This window comes from Brevundimonas sp. (assembly GCF_051858995.1).
Lineage (GTDB): Bacteria > Pseudomonadota > Alphaproteobacteria > Caulobacterales > Caulobacteraceae > Brevundimonas.
Window position 1 is genome coordinate 197,105 of sequence record NZ_JBHYGN010000001.1, and the last position, 14,634, is coordinate 211,738.

Annotated in this window: 17 protein-coding genes, 1 tRNA gene and 1 pseudogene; 10 read left to right on the forward strand and 9 right to left on the reverse strand. The window is 68.9% G+C overall.

All coding sequences use genetic code 11. The annotated features are described in order from the left end of the window. The first annotated feature begins 217 nt into the window (after positions 1 to 217). Both ACTIEF_RS01015 and ACTIEF_RS01020 read left to right on the forward strand, forming a co-directional pair. On the forward strand, positions 218 to 1,723 hold the full coding sequence (locus ACTIEF_RS01015; protein WP_439470323.1) for a serine hydrolase: 1,506 nt from the start codon (positions 218 to 220) through the stop codon (positions 1,721 to 1,723). 72 nt (positions 1,724 to 1,795) lie between these two features. Further along, on the forward strand, positions 1,796 to 2,662 hold the full coding sequence (locus ACTIEF_RS01020; protein WP_439470324.1) for a Ku protein: 867 nt from the start codon (positions 1,796 to 1,798) through the stop codon (positions 2,660 to 2,662). 46 nt (positions 2,663 to 2,708) lie between these two features. Here the strand turns inward: ACTIEF_RS01020 and ACTIEF_RS01025 are convergent, their stop codons facing one another. Together ACTIEF_RS01025 and ligD are read right to left on the reverse strand one after the other, a co-directional pair. Beyond that, complete coding sequence (locus tag ACTIEF_RS01025) at positions 2,709 to 2,891, reverse strand: DUF3606 domain-containing protein (RefSeq protein ID WP_109102243.1); 183 nt, start codon at positions 2,889 to 2,891, stop codon at positions 2,709 to 2,711. A gap of 40 nt (positions 2,892 to 2,931) precedes the next feature. Beyond that, positions 2,932 to 5,490 carry a DNA ligase D gene (gene ligD / locus ACTIEF_RS01030; RefSeq protein WP_439470325.1) on the reverse strand — a complete coding sequence of 853 codons (2,559 nt, stop codon included), beginning with the start codon at positions 5,488 to 5,490 and terminating at the stop codon, positions 2,932 to 2,934. Positions 5,491 to 5,762: 272 nt separating this feature from the next. Between ligD and ACTIEF_RS01035 the strand changes: the two are divergent. The 4 genes and pseudogenes from ACTIEF_RS01035 to ACTIEF_RS01050 all read left to right on the forward strand — a co-directional run. After that, positions 5,763 to 6,155, forward strand: a pseudogene (locus tag ACTIEF_RS01035) (hypothetical protein); the annotation flags it as partial. A gap of 14 nt (positions 6,156 to 6,169) precedes the next feature. Then, positions 6,170 to 6,535: a hypothetical protein gene (locus ACTIEF_RS01040; protein ID WP_439470326.1), complete on the forward strand. Its 366-nt coding sequence runs from the start codon at positions 6,170 to 6,172 to the stop codon at positions 6,533 to 6,535. Between the two features lie 13 nt (positions 6,536 to 6,548). Further along, positions 6,549 to 7,028, forward strand: a complete 480-nt coding sequence (locus ACTIEF_RS01045; protein ID WP_439470327.1) for a hypothetical protein — start codon at positions 6,549 to 6,551, stop codon at positions 7,026 to 7,028. After that, a complete protein-coding gene (locus tag ACTIEF_RS01050; RefSeq protein ID WP_439470328.1) occupies positions 6,970 to 7,239 on the forward strand; it encodes a hypothetical protein in 270 nt (89 codons plus the stop codon). Before ACTIEF_RS01045 ends, ACTIEF_RS01050 begins: the two co-directional genes overlap by 59 nt. A gap of 30 nt (positions 7,240 to 7,269) precedes the next feature. Here the strand turns inward: ACTIEF_RS01050 and ACTIEF_RS01055 are convergent, their stop codons facing one another. Next, a complete protein-coding gene (locus tag ACTIEF_RS01055; protein WP_439470329.1) occupies positions 7,270 to 8,562 on the reverse strand; it encodes a hypothetical protein in 1,293 nt (430 codons plus the stop codon). Between the two features lie 133 nt (positions 8,563 to 8,695). On the opposite strand from ACTIEF_RS01055, the gene ACTIEF_RS01060 reads away from it, so the two are divergent. After that, a tRNA-Arg gene (locus tag ACTIEF_RS01060) sits at positions 8,696 to 8,772 on the forward strand. Positions 8,773 to 9,027: 255 nt separating this feature from the next. On the opposite strand, the gene ACTIEF_RS01065 is transcribed toward ACTIEF_RS01060, so the two are convergent. Next, entirely contained in the window at positions 9,028 to 9,630 is a 603-nt protein-coding gene (locus ACTIEF_RS01065; protein WP_439470330.1) for a DUF4142 domain-containing protein, read from the reverse strand. A 118-nt stretch (positions 9,631 to 9,748) separates the two neighbouring features. On the opposite strand from ACTIEF_RS01065, the gene ACTIEF_RS01070 reads away from it, so the two are divergent. The 3 genes from ACTIEF_RS01070 (at position 9,749) to ACTIEF_RS01080 (ending at position 12,233) form a co-directional block, all read left to right on the forward strand. After that, positions 9,749 to 9,958: a hypothetical protein gene (locus ACTIEF_RS01070; RefSeq protein ID WP_439470331.1), complete on the forward strand. Its 210-nt coding sequence runs from the start codon at positions 9,749 to 9,751 to the stop codon at positions 9,956 to 9,958. After that, positions 9,958 to 10,377: a BLUF domain-containing protein gene (locus ACTIEF_RS01075; RefSeq protein WP_439470332.1), complete on the forward strand. Its 420-nt coding sequence runs from the start codon at positions 9,958 to 9,960 to the stop codon at positions 10,375 to 10,377. Before ACTIEF_RS01070 ends, ACTIEF_RS01075 begins: the two co-directional genes overlap by 1 nt. Positions 10,378 to 10,490: 113 nt before the next feature. Then, positions 10,491 to 12,233: a class I adenylate-forming enzyme family protein gene (locus ACTIEF_RS01080; protein WP_439470333.1), complete on the forward strand. Its 1,743-nt coding sequence runs from the start codon at positions 10,491 to 10,493 to the stop codon at positions 12,231 to 12,233. A gap of 41 nt (positions 12,234 to 12,274) precedes the next feature. On the opposite strand, the gene ACTIEF_RS01085 is transcribed toward ACTIEF_RS01080, so the two are convergent. Genes ACTIEF_RS01085 through ACTIEF_RS01105 form a run of 5 tightly spaced genes read right to left on the reverse strand, consistent with a single transcriptional unit; the run spans position 12,275 to position 14,624 of the window. Continuing rightward, complete coding sequence (locus ACTIEF_RS01085; RefSeq protein ID WP_439470334.1) at positions 12,275 to 12,733, reverse strand: chemotaxis protein CheE; 459 nt, start codon at positions 12,731 to 12,733, stop codon at positions 12,275 to 12,277. Then, on the reverse strand, positions 12,730 to 13,335 hold the full coding sequence (locus tag ACTIEF_RS01090) for a response regulator (protein ID WP_439470335.1): 606 nt from the start codon (positions 13,333 to 13,335) through the stop codon (positions 12,730 to 12,732). Before ACTIEF_RS01090 ends, ACTIEF_RS01085 begins: the two co-directional genes overlap by 4 nt. Positions 13,336 to 13,339: 4 nt before the next feature. Then, positions 13,340 to 13,684: a hypothetical protein gene (locus ACTIEF_RS01095; RefSeq protein WP_439470336.1), complete on the reverse strand. Its 345-nt coding sequence runs from the start codon at positions 13,682 to 13,684 to the stop codon at positions 13,340 to 13,342. After that, on the reverse strand, positions 13,684 to 14,238 hold the full coding sequence (locus tag ACTIEF_RS01100; protein ID WP_439470337.1) for a chemotaxis protein CheD: 555 nt from the start codon (positions 14,236 to 14,238) through the stop codon (positions 13,684 to 13,686). Before ACTIEF_RS01100 ends, ACTIEF_RS01095 begins: the two co-directional genes overlap by 1 nt. Next, positions 14,235 to 14,624, reverse strand: coding sequence for a response regulator (locus ACTIEF_RS01105; RefSeq protein WP_439470338.1), 390 nt, complete (start codon positions 14,622 to 14,624; stop codon positions 14,235 to 14,237). Before ACTIEF_RS01105 ends, ACTIEF_RS01100 begins: the two co-directional genes overlap by 4 nt. Positions 14,625 to 14,634: the final 10 nt, after the last annotated feature.

The window sequence follows — 14,634 nt, forward strand, 5'->3', positions numbered from 1 at the left end:
GGGCCGGCGCATAATTGTGTCCGGGCATGGGGTCCGGGAGAGCGCCGACGACGCGGGCGGGCGCTCGCCGGACCGGGCGGACGCGCTGGTCTGGGCGATCACCGAGCTGGCGACGCCGCGCCCGGCCGGGCCGAGGATCCGACAGCTGTGACGCCATAATCCTGACCATATTCGCTACAAATGTAGCGCTACATTTGTAGCGAAACAGGAGTGGGTGATGTCGAGGCAGGGGTGGAATGGGGCGGCGATCGTCCTGGCGGTGGCGGCGACGCTGGGGGCGGGGAGCGCGATGGCGCAGCAGGCCGCGCCGGCGCCCGCGGCGGTCGCGCCGATGGTGGAGCGGCTGAGCAGCGCGCAGATGGCGGAGATCGACCGCTATGTGCTGGCCGAGATGGGGCGGCAGCGGGCGCCGGGGCTGGCGGTCGGCGTCTATCTGAAGGGGCAGCCGGTCTATCTGAAGGGCTATGGGCTGGCCGATGTGGAGTGGGCGGCGCCGATGGGGCCGGACACGCGGATGCAGACCGGCTCGCTGGGCAAGCAGTTCGTGGCCACGGCGATCCTGAAGCTGGTCGAGGAGGGCAAGGTGGCGCTGGACGCGCCGGTGGGCCGGTACTTCCCCGAGGCGCCGGAGGGCTGGGCCGGGGTGACGGTGGCGCACCTGCTGTCGCACACCTCGGGCATCGGCTCGTACGACAATCCCGACCTGATCGGGCCGGGCGGGCCGTTCGACATCCGCCGCGACTATACGGAAGACGAACTGGCCACGGCCATCGCCGCCCTGCCGAACGAGTTCGAGGTCGGGACCCAGTGGAGCTACAACAACACCAACTATGTGCTGCTGGGCATATTGATCCATCGGGTGACGGGGCAGGCGTACGGCGACTATCTGCGCGACGCCTTCTTCGCACCGCTGGGGATGAGCGCGACGCGGGTGATCTCGGACACGGACGTGATCCCGCGCCGGGCCTCGGGCTATGAGATGCGGGCCGGGCGGCTGCGGAACCAGGCGTGGGTGTCGCCGACCTTCAACTCGACCGCCGACGGGACGATCTACACCACCGTCGAGGACATGGGCCGGTGGGAGAACGCCCTGGTCGAGGGCCGGGTGCTGTCGGCGGCGTCGCTGGAGAAGATGTGGACCGTCTTCCCGCTGGCGGACGGGACGCCGAACCCGGGCAACTACGGCTTCGGCTGGAAGATCGACGCCATGGGGCGGACCCGGCGGATCATCCACAGCGGCGCCTGGCAGGGATTCACCAGCAACATGACCCGCTATCCGGACCGGGGGGTGACGGTGGTGGTGTTCGCCAATCTGGACGGGACGGCGAACCCGGCTCTGGTCGCCAGAGTGGTGGCCGGGCTGGTCGATCCGGTCGTGATGCCGCGTCAGTTCCCCGCCCTGCCCGACGATCCGGCGCGGGCCGAGCGGATCCGGGCCTTCGTGGCCAAGGCGCAGGACGGCGGCGACCTGAAGGACGACTTCGTCGAAGGCAGCCCCTATGAGTACAGCCCGGAGCTGGCGCAGGGGCTGCAGAGCGCCCTGCCCCCGGGCTGGCGCGACGCGCCGATGACGCTGGTCCAGCACACCCCGCGACCGGACGGAGGCGGCCGGTTCGGCTATCGCGTCGGGCCGGAGGGGAACACCCGGCTGCTGACCATCTCGCTGGCGCCGTCGGGGCGGGTGCAGGGCTTCGGCGTGGCGGCCGATCCGGACAGCCGCTGAGGGGATGCGGGGGCCCGGTGAACCGCGCCGACGCCCCCGCGTTCGACTCCGCGTTCAATCGCGGAGGTTTCCATGGTCGCGCGTCCGACATGGCAAGGGCATCTGAAGCTGTCGCTGGTCACCTGCCCGGTGGCCATGTTCACGGCGACGTCGTCGACGGCGCACGTCAGCTTCCACCTGATCAATCCCGAGACGAACAACCGCATCCGCATGGTGCCGACCGATCCCGACGCGGGGCCGGTGGAGCGGTCGGATCTGGTGAAGGGCTATGAGGTGTCGAAGGACGAATATGTGCTGATGGACGAGGCCGACTTCGACAAGGTGAAGCTGGACTCGACCCGGACCATCGACATCCAGCAGTTCGTGGACGCCGCCGACATCGACCGCCGCTACTATGACAGCCCCTTCTATCTGGTCCCGGAGAAAGGCGTCGGGGCCGAGGCCTTCGCGGTGATCCGCGAAGCGATGAAGGAGACCGGCAAGACGGCCATCGGCGCGGTGGTGATGCGCGGGCGCGAGCGGCAGCTGGCGCTGGAGGTCTGCGGCAAGGGGCTGATCGCCTATTCCCTGCGGGCGCATGACGAGGTGCGGGCGGCGGACGACTTCTTCGATGACATCCCGGCGGTGAAGGCCGACCGCGAGATGGTCGAGATCGCCGAGAAGATCATCGGCCAGAAGGACTCGAAATTCGATCCGTCGAAATTCAAGGACCGTTACGACGAGGCGCTGAAGGCGCTGATCAAGGCCAAGCAGAAGGGCGGCAAGAGGCTGGTCGAGGCGCCGCAGCCGGAGGACACCAATGTCATCGACCTGATGGCGGCGCTGCGGAGCAGCCTGAAGGGCTCGGCCTCGGGAGCGAAGAAGGCCGCGCCGAAGAAGACGGCCGCGAAGAAGAAAACGACGGCGAAGAAGGCTCCGGCGAAAAAGAAGGCGGCCTAGAGCAAGATACCCTTCTCCCCTTGCGGGAGAAGGAAAAGGGCTGTTTTTACCGCTTCTTGCCCAGCTCGGCGGCGATGTCCTTGGTCATCCGGCCGACCTTGCGGTGGGCCGTGGTGATCTGGTCGCGGGTGACGCCCCAGCGCTTCATCCAGTATTCGACGGCCTGACGCTCGGACAGGTCGAGCCGATCCTTGTCGATGAAGCCGCGCTTGTCCTTCAGGCCTGCCATGGTCGTCTCCCTGTTCGCCCCACCCTAGACCCGCGCGCGGTCACAGGCCGAGCTTTTTGAGCGCGGGCTTGAGGCCGGCCTCCGACGTGCGGAAATCCTTCCACGGATCGGGTTTCTTCAGCAGGGCTGCGGCCTCGGCGATGGTGAAGGCGCGCGGGTCGAGACCGGCGCGGACCTGACCCCAGGACAACGGCAGGGCGATGGTCGCGCCGGGCCGGGCGCGCGGCGACCACGGCGCGACCGCCGTGGCCATCCGCCCGTTGCGCAGATAGTCGATGAAGATCTTCCCGCCCCGCGCCTTCTTGGCCAGCGTCGTGGTGAAGCGGTCGGGATGGTCGGCGCGGATCGCCTCGGCCACGGCCCGGGCGAACGCCTTGCACTGGTCCCAGTCGATGCGGCTGCGCGCATCAGACTTGATCGGGACGACGACGTGCAGACCCTTGCCGCCGGTCGTCTTGACGAAGGGCGTCAGGCCCAGCTCCTCCAGCTTCCGCTTCACCACCTTGGAGGCGGACAGCACATCGGCGAAGTCGAGGCCTTCGTCCGGGTCGAGGTCGATGGTGACCTGATCAGGCGTCCCCGGATCGCCGGGACGGGCGCCCCAGGGATGCAGTTCCAGCCCGCCCGCCTGGGCGAGGGCGACGAGGCCGCCGACGTCCGTGACGCCGACGTAGGGCTTGCGCTCCTTCACATCGATCAGCTTGAGCCGGGGATTGGAGCCGGGCATGGCGTGGCGCTGGAAGAAGCGCTGGCCCTCGATGCCGTCCGGGGCGCGGACGATGGAGACGGGCCGGTCGGCGACATGGGGCAACAGGCGATCGGCGACCTGTTCGTAGTAGCGGGCGAGGTCGGCCTTGGTGACCGCCGGGCGACCGTTCGCGGCGGGCCACAGGATCTTGTCGGGACTGGACAGGGTGACGCCCGCCACCACCGTCTTGCCCTTGGCCATTGAGACGGACTTCGGCGTGGCCTTCGCGCTCGGCGCCTGGGGCCGGTCGGTGACCTCGGCGGCGGTCTTGTCGTCCCGCAGGCCCTTGAAGGCGGCCTGACGCAGGGAGCCGGACTCGGTGTAGCCGCCGTGCTCCAGCTCGGCGACCAGAACGGGTTTGAGCCAGTGGATGTCGCGCCCGCCGCGGGGAGCGGACTTGCCCGCGAAGGGGCTGCGCTCCGCCGCCGCCGACTTCAGCGCGGGCAGCAGGGTCTTGAGCAGGGGTTGGGAATAGCCGGTGCCGACGCGGCCGAGATAACGCAGGCCGTCGCCTTCGCGCACCCCGACCAGCAGGGAGCGGAAGCGAACCCCGCCCTCGGACGACCAGCCGCCGATGACCACCTCGTCCCGGCCCCGGCATTTGGACTTGAGCCAGGTGGAAGAGCGGCCGTCGGTGTAGGGCGCGTCCAGCTTCTTGGAGATGACGCCTTCCAGATCCATCCGGCACGCGCTTTCGAGGATGGCCGAGCCGGTGGTGGCGAAATGGTCGACGTAGCGGATGCGCCTGCCCGCCGATTTCGGGATGCGGTCGATGTGGGCCTGGAGTCGGGCCTTGCGATGGGACAGGGGCAGTTGGCGCAGGTCGTCCGCGCCCTCGGTCAGGAGGTCGAAGGCGAAGAAGACCAGGCCGCCGGTCTTCCCCTCGGAGATGGACGCCTGCAGGGCCGAGAAGTCGGGCGTGTGGTCGTCGTTGAGGGCGCAGAGTTCGCCGTCCACCACCCCGTCCGGCCAGTGCGCCGCGTCGGCTACCACCTCGGGAAACCTGTCGGACCAGTCATGGCCGCGTCGGGTGTAGAGCCGGGCCTTGCCGCCGCCGGTGGCGATCTGGACGCGGTAGCCGTCGAACTTGATCTCATGCGCCCAGCCGGAGCCCTGGGGCGGATGGTCGGCGACCTTGCACAACTGGATCGGCAGGAAGGCCGAGGGCTTTTTCAGCGCCGCCTCTCGCGCCTGGGGCTCGGGCTTGCGCGGCCCCGCCTTCTTCACCGGCTTCGACGACGTCCACTGCTTGCGGCCCTCGGCGATCTCGGCCAGCGAGCGACCGGTCGCGACCGAGGCGTCGATCTCCATATTGGCGTCGCCCTCGCCCGGGACGGCGAAGGCGTCCTTCTCCTTGATCAGGAGCCAGTTCGACCGCTGCTTTCCGCGTCCCTGGGGCTTGCCCCGATCCGACCTGAGCCGCACCAGCGCCCAGCCGCCCTGCAGCCGTTCGCCGTGCAGGATCATCTTCACCGACCCCTTCTTGAAGTCGGCCTCAAGCGTGTCGGGGCTCTGCGGCTCCCATGTGCCGCGGTCCCACATCTGCACCGTTCCGGCGCCATAGTTGCCGGACGGGATGGTCCCCTCGAAGCCGCCGTAGTCGAGCGGGTGATCCTCGACCTCGACCGCAAGACGTTTCACCGCAGGGTCGCGCGACGGCGCCTTGGTGACCGCCCAGGACTTGAGCACCCCGTCCGCCTCGATGCGAAAGTCGTAGTGCAGACGCGTCGCGGCATGGCGCTGGATCAGATAACCCAGAGTCTTTTTACGCGACCGACGCTTGTGTCCCTTCGGCTCGGGCGTAGCGCCGAAATCCCGCTTGGCCTTGTAGGTTTCGAGCTCTCCGCGCACCCGGACTCCTCCTGCGACGCGGTCCAAACGCGCCGCGGGCGAAATCGCTCAAACACAGGGGCCGCGACCGAACACTACCTAAGCGCGTTCATGGTTACCGTGGTCGCCCATCACGGAAGGCTCTTGGAGAATCAAGGCTCTGGACGACCACGACCTAACGGACTTAGCTGTTCCCAGGGGAGGTTGCGGAATGCCGGAAAGGTTGACCAAACGGCAAGAAGAATGCCTGCGCCTGTCGGCGACCATGACCGACAAGGAGATCGCGCGCGCTCGGCATCTCCGAAAACACGGTCGACAAGCACTTCCGAGAGATACTCAGAAAGTTCGGGGTGAACACCCGAAAGGCGGCCTTGAGGCTACTGGCGTCTGACGCGTCATACGCGACGGACGCCATTCCCGCCGCCGCCGGACCGGGGCCTGTTCAGGGCGTCGACGTGGACCGGTTCGCCGATCCCCTCGCCCCAGCCGCCCCGGTCGATCGCAGCCTCTACGGAGCCTACGCCAGACTGGGACGGTGGCGGACCCCCGGCTCGCTGCGGGTTCGCACCATGGCCATCTTCGGATGGGCGCTGGTGGGGCTGTTCCTGCTCTCCATCCTCACGGGGCTGGTCGGGCTGGTGCTCGGGGGAACGGAGCCCTTCGCGCCGACAGGTGGAAATCCCTGACCCTGAAGGACCTCATGAACATCGCCCGGAAACCCGACGAGTTCGCCAGCGCCGTCGCTCTCGACCTGCGTGAAACCGAACACCTGCTGGACGCCGCCGGCGCCCGGCTGGCCGACACCATTTCGCACGCCCTCTCGGGCCGCATGGGCGCGGGCCTGGCGGCCAGCGCCGGTCACCGCGCCTTCAGCGCCGCGGCCAAGGCTCTGTACACCCTGACCGAAGCGCGCGGCGAACTGGTCGAAGCCCATAACCACGCCCTGCGCGACGCCCGTCGCATGGGTCTGGACCACACCCTGCTGATCCCGGGTGAGACCAAACCCGACGACGGCACCAAGGACTCGCCGTTCCCGAAACCCACCGGCCGACTGGCTACGGTCTGACGGTCCGGTCCGGGTGGTCACCATCGCGATCATCGCCGTCACCCTCGCCGGTGTGCTGGCCCTGTTCCGCTTCGGCGGCTGGGAAGAGCGCGTCGTCGGCGGGTTGGTGCTGGCCCTGCTGGTCCTTGTCCGCGTGATGGAGCCGATCCAGATCGGCGCCTGGCGGGTGGGGGTCGCGGGACTGGAAGTCGCCTTCCTGATCGCGATCCTGTGGCTCACCTACGCCCGTGATCGCTGGTGGCTGACCGCACTGGCCGGTTTCCAGCTGATCTCGGTCCTGACCCACGTCATGCCTCTGCTGGCCGCGGGCCGGTACTTCGTGTGGACCGCCGTCACCATCCGGCTGGAAGTGTGGCTGCTGATCTGTATCACTTTCTTCGTCGGCGCCTGGGAAGCCTGGGCCGCGCGACGCTTCGCCCTGGAGGGCGGAAACCATGCCCAAGACAAACATCGATCAAGCCTGGTCGATCTGGACGCAACCCAGCGGCCCTGACGACAGCGACGACGCTCGCCGCGCCCGCGCCGAAGCCCAGATCCTGGACCAGAAGCCCGAGACGCCCAAGCACGCGGCGATGATGCTGGAGGTCCTTCAGGACAACCTGCGCGCCGGGAGCCGGACGGACGACCGGGATCTGGGGGCCCTGGCCCGGCTGACCGCCTTCATGCGGCGGCTGGACCAGGACCCGCGGGCCAGCGTCAACTGACGCCGGCCTTCGGGGCCGTCCGGACGGGCCTCAGTCGAGGTCGGCCGGCAGGATCTGGCTGCTGAGCAGGGTCTCCATGCCCCGCCAGTGGTCCGAGCCCTGCCGTTCGACCCAGGCCTGAACCACGTCACGACCCAGACCGTAGTTGATGATGTAGCTGCGGTAGGTGTCGATGAAGCGCAGCCGCTGGGTCGCCTTGGCCCGGTCAGCGAGGGTGTATTTCATCAGCCGTTCGATGGACTCGTCGCGCGAGACGCGACCGGCCAGATAGTCGTCGGCGATGGTGTACTCCGCGCGAGCCAGCCGGCGTGTCAGGGCGCCGAGCTGGGCCTTCTTCTCGGCGGTGGCCGGATCGAGACCGGCCAGGGGGAAGAGCACCTCACGTTCGAACCGGGTGCCCTCGTCGCCCGGGAAGGCCAGGTCGATGCCGTAGTTGGCGCTGCCCTCGGCCACGAAGCTCATGGGGCTGAACAGGGGGTAGACGCTCATCTCGACCCAGCCGCGATCACGCACGAAGGTCTGTTCCAGCAGGGCGTTGTAGACGTGGTGGCCGGGGTAGCCCTCGTGGCAACCCAGGTCGATGGCGCGCTCGGTGTAGATGGGGAAGTCGGCGTTGATCTCGATCTTCGACTGGGCGTTGCCCTGGTAATAATTATAGCCCGACCACGGCTTGTCGCCGACGAAGGCGAGGGTGAAATTCTCGTTGGCGGGCAGGCGGATGTGGCGTGCGGTGCGGGCGCGGCACTCGGCGATGGCGGCGTCCATGACGGCCTGCAGCCGCTCTTTCGGAATGACGTAGTGCGAGCGGAACTCGGTCACCCGGTCGGTCAGGGAACCGGAGCCGGGGATCAGGGCGTCGATCTGGTCCAGGACCGGATCGTAGTCGCTCAGCGGCCTCAGCTCGGGGCGGACGCCGAACAGGGCGTAGGCCTCGTCGGCGAAGCTCATCTTCTCGCCCGACAGCATGCGCAGGCGGGCCGAGGCGGCCGAGACGTGGGCCAGAAGGTAGGCCTTGCGCTGGGCGACCATGGGCTCGGCGCCGGCGACCGGGATGGCGTTGAGGCGGTCGGTCAGGCCGGCGGCGCCCTGGATCAGCTGGGGCACGGTGCGCGGACTGGCGTGGGCGGCGGCCTGCCATTCGGCGGGGCCGTAATAGGCGTCGACATAGCCCGGCTCGCGCTCGCCGATTTCGAGGATCAGGGCGACATAGTCGCGGGCGACGGCGTCGAGGCTGTCGCCGCCGGGACCGACGGCGGGGGCCGGAGCCGGCGGTGTGGCGCAGGCGCCGACAAAACAGAGCAGAGCGAGAACAAGGGCGCGCATCGGAACCTCCGGCGAAGATCGGCGGCACGCTAGGCCGTCAGCGCGCCTGGGCCAAGCGCCGTCATGCTTTCGGGATTGAGGGCGGGCCGCTGGTGCTGTAGAGGCCTTCGTCCCGGCTTTCTCGCCGCCAGACGCACCCGTAGCTCAGCTGGATAGAGTACTGCCCTCCGAAGGCAGGGGTCAGAGGTTCGAATCCTCTCGGGTGCGCCATTCTCTATAACCAAAGTTAGGGCTGCGTCGGGCTCCGGTCCGGCGTACAACAGGACTGCAGGCGGCCCCGATGGAGGGGGCGCATGCGAATGATGTCGTACCGAACCACGTGGCTACGGTAGGGCGTCACGCCACGCGAAGGCCCTTGCGTCTCCTGAAAAGGCTCCGCGCGGTGCGTAACGATCCGGCGCCGCGGTCCATCCCCCCGGACGGGCGCCGGATTTGTCTGCGGCCAACTGATCCCTGACCGTCGCCCTAGCGCGGCGTGTCGGCGTTGGCTTCGTCCAGCTGATCGACCATGCGCTGATGGGCGCGGACGACCGGCAGGGTCTTGGCGGCCCAGGCCTTGAGGGCGTCGTTGTCGCCGGTGCGGCCCCAGGTCTCCAGCAGGGCGGCGGTCTCGTTGTGGGCGGCTTCCTGCTGCTGCAGGTAGACACGGTCGAAGTCCTGATCGGTGGCGCCGCGCAGGTTGTCGATCAGGCCTTGGTGACGCTGGTCCAGCGCGGTCGGAACGGTCAGGTTGGCGGCCTGGGCCACCGCCTCGAGCTCATCACCGGCCTTGCTGTGATCGGTGACCATCATCTCCCCCAGGGCTTTGATGCGGGGATTGGTCGAGCGCTGGGCGGCGATGCGACCCGCCTCGACCTCGTAAATGCCGCCAATGGCCGCGTTGGTGACGAAGGTTTCCGCGGTGGCGGCGCCGGCGGGACCGGCGACCGTGCCGACGACTCCGGCGGCATGGTCCTGGACGGCGTTGGCCGGCTGGTTTTGTTGATCGGGCGCGCCGCCCGTTTCCTGCTGGCAGGCGCCGAGGGCGAGGGCCAGCGAGCAGCCGCCCATGATGAGAAGGTGTTTCACGAAAGATCTCCCTGTTCCGTGGGCATGAAATCTTCCGGGGCCGCTGGTGTTCCGTCGGCTTTCCGACACAGGAACGACGCCGGAAGCGCGGGCGTTTAGCGGAGCAGGAGACCTGATCATGACCACACCCTCGACCCACCCCATCGAACGCGCCTTCCAGATGGCGCGAAGCGGCGACTATCGCGCCCGCAGCGAGATTTCGCGGGCGATGAGCAAGGAGGGGTTCACCATCGGTGAGTGCGAACAGCTCACCCTTCCCTCCCTGTCGCGCCAGTTGAACGATCTCTGCCGCGCCTCGTACCGGGGCGCCGGCGCCGAAGCTGCCTGATGTCGGGCCGACTTGAGCTTGAGCGGATCGTCTATTGCAGCCAGGCGCGTCGCCCGGAGGTCGCGCTGCAGTCCCTGGCGGAAATCCTGGCGGTGTCGGATCGCAACAACCGGCGTGATAACCTGACCGGCGTGCTGCTGATCAGCCGAGGCCGCTTCTTTCAGGTGCTGGAGGGCGCGGCGCAGGATCTGGATCGCACGATGAGCCGGATCCGGCTGGACCCCCGCCACCATGACGTCGAGATCGTCAGCCGCGGCCCCGCTCGCGGTCGACTGTTCGGGCAGTGGGGCATGGTCGCGGCGCGGGTGACGCCGATGCGCCAGGCGCAGATCGACGCCGTCATCGACCGGTGTCACGAGGACCCCGGCGCGGCGGTCGAGGCCGCGCGCAACCTGCTGGATCATCAGATCGCGGCGTGACGGCGAGACCGCGTCAAACTGATCCTTGATCAGTTTCTCTGAACCGGGTCACTGTGGGGCCAAGACCAGACCGCGAAAAGCGGCGGCCCCCAAGGAAACGCCAGGAAACGCCGATGACCGACACCGTTCGTCCCGCCGCGCCCGCATGGCCGGCGCTCAGCCTCGCCCAGGCCACCGCCGCCCTGACCGCGCCAGGATCGCCGTTCGAGGTGGTCGAGACGACCATCGAGGGGCGGCCGACGAAAATCTGGAAGAATGCGCCGCCTACCCTGATGCACAGCTTCCTGGCTGGGCGGCAGTGGGGCGGGCGGACCTTCATCGTCTATGGCGACGAGCGGGTGTCGTTTGACGCCTTCGCCCGGGCCACGCTGGCGCTGGCTGCGGACCTGAAGGCGCGCGGGGTGAAGAAGGGCGACCGGGTCGCCATCGCCATGCGCAACCTGCCGGAATGGCCGGTGAGCTTCTTCGCCGCGACCCTGCTGGGGGCCATCGCCACGCCGCTGAACGCCTGGTGGGCGGGCGAGGAGTTGGCCTATGGGCTGAAGGACTCCGGCAGCACCATCACCATCGTGGACGGCGAGCGGCTGGAACGGATCGCGCCGCATCTGGCCGAACTGACGGACCTGACCGATGTGCTGGTGTGCCGGGGGACGGAGGCGTCCGGCGATCCGCGCGTTGGACAGTTGGAGGCGGTGATCGGCGGTTCGGAGACCTGGGCGGACCTGCCGCCCGGCGAGATGCCGGACGTGCCGCTGGATCCGGAAGACCCGGCGGCGATCTTCTACACCTCCGGCACGACGGGGTCGCCCAAGGGCGCGCTGGGCACCCATCGCAACGCCGGATGCGGCGCGGTGGCGGGGCTGTACTCGCTGGTGCGCGCCTTCGTGCGGCGGGGCGAGGCGCCGCCGGCGCTGGACCCGACCGCCCCGCCCAAGGTCGGGCTGGTGTCGATCCCCTTCTTCCACACGACCGGCTGCAACGCCCTGCTGCTGCCCGCGCTGGTGACGGGGCAGACGCTGGTCTGCCAGCGCCGCTTCGATGCGACCGAGGCCCTGATGCTGATCGAGCGGGAGAAGGTGAACCTGATCGGCGGGGTGCCGACGGTGGCGATCCAGCTGCTGCAGCATCCGGACCGGGAAAAGTACGACCTGTCCTCGCTGGAGACCGTGACCTACGGCGGAGCAGCGGCGCCGACCGATCTGGTGCGCCAGATCGACGACCGGACGACGGCGCGGCCCGGCTCGGGCTGGGGCATGACCGAGACCTCGGCCACCCATACGCACCATTTCGGCGAGGACTATGTGAACCGCCCGGACAGCTGCGGCCCGGCCATGCCGGTCAGCGCGATCAAGGTGGTGGGGCCGGACGGCGCCGAACTGCCGACCGGCGAGGTCGGCGAGCTGCTGGCCTATGGGCCGAACATCGTGAAAGGCTACTGGAATAAGCCCGAGGAGACGGCCGCCACCTTCGTGGACGGCTGGGTCCGAACGGGCGACCTGGCGCGGATCGACGAGGAGGGCTTCTGCTTCATCGTCGACCGGGCGAAGGACATCATCATTCGCGGCGGCGAGAACATCTACTGCCAGGAGGTGGAGGCGGTGCTGTTCGACCACCCGGCGGTGGCCGAGGCGGCGCTGATCGCCAAGCCGCATCCGGTGCTGGGCGAGGCGCCGATCGCCGTGGTGTCTCTGGCGCCCGGCCTGACGGTCGACGCCGACACGCTGAAGGCCCTGACGGCGTCGCGTCTGGCGGCGTTCAAGACCCCGGTGGAGGTGCACATCCTCCACGAGCCCCTGCCCCGGAATGCGGCGGGCAAGGTGGTGAAGAGCGAGCTGAAGGCGCGGTTCGGGACGTAATTTTCCCTCCCCGTCCCGGGGAGGGAAAACGGCGGTGCAGGTCAGTTCGCCGGGGTGAACGCCGACTGCACCCGCTTGAGGCCCTGCATCAGGACGTCGGCCTCGGCGCCGGCCTTGCAGCCGCCGGCGAGGATGAGGCGCAGGGCCTTCACATGGACCTCGACCGCGGGCCAGCTCCAGATACCGTTGGCCTGCATGCGCTCGGTGAGGTCGCACAGGCTGTAGCCAGCGGTGTAGAGCGGGCCGGTGTCGAAGAAGCCGGCCATGTCCACCAGACCCGAGGCCAGGGCGTAGACCCGCGCCTGACGCGTGTCGTCGGCGGCGACGCACAGGTCTTCCAGCTGACCGATCAAGCGACCGAGGTCTTCCATGACCCCCGCCTTGTGGCTCTGCAGACCCGCCTCGGCCAGACGCTTGGCGTCGGCGATGGTGCGGCCGCCGGGGCGCGCCAGCTGGGTGGCGAGCGTGCTCTTGATCTTGGTCGCGCGAACCTCGGTCACAGCGCCACCCGCATGGGCTTCATCAGCATGTCGATGTCGGACTGATCCATATTGGCCTCGGCGGGCTCGCCCACGTGGGTGGACAGGTCGCCGGCGCGGCGGCCCGGCTGACCCAGCGGCGGGCCGAAGTTGCGGACCCGGCGGTCGGGGCCGACGTAGGTCTCGCACTCGATGAACTCGCGCTCGTCTCCGCCCAGCCAGAGGATGCGGCGCAACAGCACCGTCGGCGTCAGCGGCTTGGCCACCACGAAGCTGGCCCCGCAGTCACGGCTCTTGTGGATGGCCGACTGGGCCGCGTGACCGGTCAGCATGATGACCGGGATGTGCCGGGTCGGCGCGGGGGTCTCGCGACGCAGCCAGCGGGTGAAGTCATAGCCGTCAAGCTCGGGCATCGAGCAATCGACGAGGATCAGGTCGACGGCGCGGCGCTTGAGGATTTCGGTCGCTTCGACCGCGCTCTCGCACTTGATCTGCTCCTTGACCCCGAAGCCCTGGAAGATCGAGCTGAGCATGTCGAGCGACTTGGGATTGTCGTCGATGAGGAGCACCGAGGAGTGCTCGAGGTTCACGCGGGCGTTGGGGTTGTTGGACGAGGCGGCCATGGCGTCAGTCGAACAGCAGCAGGTCGCCGGACGAGGCCGGCGGATGGTCGGATGCGCGCGCCGACGCTTCGCCCGTCAGACGGACGGCGACGTCGGCCAGCAGGACCGCCGAGACGGCATCCGCCGACGTGCGACCGTCGGACAGGCCCTGAAGGACGCCCGCGACGGCGTCGAGCCGCTGGATCAGGACGTCCAGGGCCTGGGCATCGGTCAGGGCCTCGGCCCTGTGCTCGGCGGGCAGGCGGCGGACCAGATCGGTCAGCAGGCCCGAGACACGCTCCACGCCCGTGCGGACGTCGCCGATCTCGGCGGCCAGGGCGGCCAGCAGGGAGGGCGCGTCCGCGGGCATCAGAACAGCTCCAGTTCGCCGCCGGTGTCGACCACGGGCGGGGGGGCGACCACGGGACGAGCGGGCGGTGTGGCGGCGTCGGTCACGCCGCGCTGGAGAGCGCGGCCGCTGACGGGCCAATAGTGCAGGCGACGGCCGCCGGCGCCGCGCAGGCTGCCGCCCACGACGCGGATGCCTTCGTCACGCAGGAAGCGCTCGGCGAAGTCGGCGTTGGCCATGCCCACGTCGCGCAGGCTGTCGAACATGCGACCGCCGCCAAACAGCTTGGCTTCCAGACGCTCGCGGCGGGCGCCGGCCTTGATCAGTTCGTTGATCAGCAGCTCCATGGCGTAGGCGCCGTAGCGGCGGCCCGCGTCGGTGCCCGCTCCCGCGCCGTCCGGCAGCAGGAAGTGGTTCATGCCGCCGACCCCGGCGAGGGGATCGGTCAGGCAGGCGGCGACGCAGGAGCCCAGCACCGTGGTCAGCATGACATTGGGGTCAGCGCTGATGTGGTGCTCGCCCTGGCCGACGTGGACGCGGATCTCGCCCCGGTCTGAAGACAGGGCGGGGCTCATGTCAGCGGACCAAAGACGCCTTCCAGCTTCTCTTTCAGCTGGGCGACGGTGAAGGGTTTGACCAGATAGTTGTTCACGCCGAACTGGACGGCGCGCTGGACCAGTTCGCGGTCGGCGCGGCCAGTCAGCATGATGAAGGCGGTGGTCTGGATCGGCGGGTGGGCGCGGATGGCGCGCAGCAGGCCCAGGCCGTCCAGGTTCGGCATGTTGTAGTCCGAGATGACCAGGTGCACAGGCTTGGTGACGATCTCGCGCAGGGCGATCTCACCGTCGGCGGCCTCGCGGATTTCGCGGACGCCCAGCTGCTGCAGGCTGTTGCGGACCAGCGACCGCATGGTCAGCTGATCATCAACGACAAGGACATTCAGGGCGGCGGCGGCGGGCATGCGTAATCCT

Coding starts and splice junctions, on each gene's coding strand:
- ACTIEF_RS01015 (WP_439470323.1), top strand. CDS start 218: ATGTCGAGGCAGGGGTGGAATGGGGCGGCGATCGTCCTGGCGGTGGCG.
- ACTIEF_RS01020 (WP_439470324.1), top strand. CDS start 1,796: ATGGTCGCGCGTCCGACATGGCAAGGGCATCTGAAGCTGTCGCTGGTC.
- ACTIEF_RS01025 (WP_109102243.1), bottom strand. CDS start 2,891: ATGGCAGGCCTGAAGGACAAGCGCGGCTTCATCGACAAGGATCGGCTC.
- ACTIEF_RS01040 (WP_439470326.1), top strand. CDS start 6,170: ATGAACATCGCCCGGAAACCCGACGAGTTCGCCAGCGCCGTCGCTCTC.
- ACTIEF_RS01050 (WP_439470328.1), top strand. CDS start 6,970: ATGCCCAAGACAAACATCGATCAAGCCTGGTCGATCTGGACGCAACCC.
- ACTIEF_RS01055 (WP_439470329.1), bottom strand. CDS start 8,562: ATGCGCGCCCTTGTTCTCGCTCTGCTCTGTTTTGTCGGCGCCTGCGCC.
- ACTIEF_RS01070 (WP_439470331.1), top strand. CDS start 9,749: ATGACCACACCCTCGACCCACCCCATCGAACGCGCCTTCCAGATGGCG.
- ACTIEF_RS01075 (WP_439470332.1), top strand. CDS start 9,958: ATGTCGGGCCGACTTGAGCTTGAGCGGATCGTCTATTGCAGCCAGGCG.
- ACTIEF_RS01080 (WP_439470333.1), top strand. CDS start 10,491: ATGACCGACACCGTTCGTCCCGCCGCGCCCGCATGGCCGGCGCTCAGC.
- ACTIEF_RS01090 (WP_439470335.1), bottom strand. CDS start 13,335: ATGGCCGCCTCGTCCAACAACCCCAACGCCCGCGTGAACCTCGAGCAC.
- ACTIEF_RS01095 (WP_439470336.1), bottom strand. CDS start 13,684: ATGCCCGCGGACGCGCCCTCCCTGCTGGCCGCCCTGGCCGCCGAGATC.
- ACTIEF_RS01100 (WP_439470337.1), bottom strand. CDS start 14,238: ATGAGCCCCGCCCTGTCTTCAGACCGGGGCGAGATCCGCGTCCACGTC.
- ACTIEF_RS01105 (WP_439470338.1), bottom strand. CDS start 14,624: ATGCCCGCCGCCGCCGCCCTGAATGTCCTTGTCGTTGATGATCAGCTG.